The sequence below is a fragment of the Desemzia incerta genome (genome assembly GCF_900115825.1).
Lineage (GTDB): Bacteria > Bacillota > Bacilli > Lactobacillales > Carnobacteriaceae > Desemzia > Desemzia incerta.
In genome coordinates this window covers 1-1,649 of the sequence record NZ_FOXW01000016.1, presented here as the reverse complement: position 1 = coordinate 1,649, position 1,649 = coordinate 1, and the positions used below count along the sequence as shown (strand labels likewise).

At 31.9% G+C, this 1,649-nt stretch carries 2 protein-coding genes; both read right to left on the bottom strand.

Annotated features, from left to right (window positions below; translation table 11 throughout):
- Positions 1-114 precede the first annotated feature (114 nt).
- On the bottom strand, positions 115-483 hold the full coding sequence (locus BM137_RS11180) for a hypothetical protein (RefSeq protein ID WP_092481241.1): 369 nt from the start codon (positions 481-483) through the stop codon (positions 115-117).
- A gap of 114 nt (positions 484-597) precedes the next feature.
- The gene (locus BM137_RS11175) at positions 598-1,089 is read right to left on the bottom strand and encodes a hypothetical protein (protein WP_092481240.1); all 492 of its coding nucleotides are present in this window, start codon (positions 1,087-1,089) and stop codon (positions 598-600) included.
- Between the last annotated feature and the right edge of the window lie 560 nt (positions 1,090-1,649).

Here is a 1,649-nt window from a genome sequence, read left to right as displayed (position 1 = left end):
ATTCCAGTATGAAAAAAAGCCATGCATGACAACTGTCATACATGGCACAAAGAATTTTGTTTATTTGCCTGTCTACTTGACAGGGGGCAGTTCAAGCATGGACACCGGCTGTTTTTAGTTTTTATTGTCTTTAGCAGGAGTAAAATTCTTATCGAAATAAATCAAACCGATTCCGATAAAATAAATCAGCATTAAAAATAAAAACCAAAATACTTTGCTGTTGAAAATAACTAGGACTAATCCAAATAATAAGAACAAGGTAAGCCAAATTTTTCTGTTATGTTTGTAAACCTGATAGAAACTGAACCATAAAATAAATAGCAATGTGATTCCTATAAGAATAAAAAAGAACAGTCCAGAATTATCTGTAACGCCTTCTATTAAACCAAAATTTAAACGGAATAAACCGTAAAGTGCGAACGAAATAAAGGTAGAAATCAAAGTGTTAAACATGAACAAAATGGTCAATCCAAATAAACGCATAGTTTTACACCACCTAAAGAATTCATCTAATAGGAAAGACTTTAAAGAAAAAGGGAGTTGAAAAACAGAAAAACTTTTCTCTGCTTTTCAACTCCTTTTAAATACAATTCTCTTTTATTCCACTGCAAAAGTAACTTTTTCTGCACGGTCTGCATCGTCTAAATTAACATCTGTCTGTCCAACTTCTAAGCGGTCATCTGCTACAAAGTAATAAACTTGGTTTTCAGAAAGTCCGCCTTCCATAGTGTACTCAAAATCCAAAGTGTCAGTTAAAGGAATTTCTTCCATAACTTCTCCATCTTGAACTAAAAAGAGTTTATCCCCACCTTCAATATAACCAGTCACAGCGTAACTTCCGTCTTCAGAAGGCAAAGCGGTATAACCTTCATCTGTCCATTCTACGCCTGTGTTGAAATCAAGAGATACTGATGGACGCTCATCTTCAGAGCTGCTTTCAGTAATTTGATTCATGATTTCATCTGGACTTGCAACGGTAGACTCGGTACTTTCAGCTGTTTCTTCATTTGGACTGTCTGCTTCTTCATTTCCGCAAGCAAAAAGAGAAAGTGAAATAACAGCTAATGGACCGATCAATCTTTTTAACATTTAATAATTCCCCCTTAAAATAGTAACAAAAACAGTATAGCATAAGCATTATTTACAATAAAATAAAAAATGATATATATCTATGTTTTTTTACATCTTATACTAATTAAAACTTCATTTTTCGAAACTAAGAAAACAGCGATTTCAATGTTGATAGGTGAATAATGAATAAATAATCATAAATGTCTTCTTCATGAGAAGAAAAAGAATGGAGAGAAATAAAATTTTGGAAAGTGAGATAGAGGTTAAGACGACGGATTGGTTAGTTTCTTCTATAATACAACCAGAAAAAGAATGTGTTTTTTAAAAATAAGATATTCAATATAAATTGAAAAAAGTATAAAAATACAGTTGACGTTTTTTTAAAACGATGATAATATATAGAAGTTGTCAGAGAAACACAGCAACACGAAGCAAAAATAAAAAATAAATTTCGAAAAAAGTTGTTGACTTCCAGTCAAACAGCTGATATTATTAAGTAGTTGTCAAAACGACAACGAAACACGAAATTAGACCTTTGAAAACTAAACAAAGTAAGACGAACCAAACGTGTAAGGAGT

Bases quoted from the DNA above. Each gene is read 5' to 3' on its own strand.
- BM137_RS11180 (WP_092481241.1), bottom strand. From the start codon at position 483: ATGCGTTTATTTGGATTGACCATTTTGTTCATGTTTAACACTTTGATT.
- BM137_RS11175 (WP_092481240.1), bottom strand. From the start codon at position 1,089: ATGTTAAAAAGATTGATCGGTCCATTAGCTGTTATTTCACTTTCTCTT.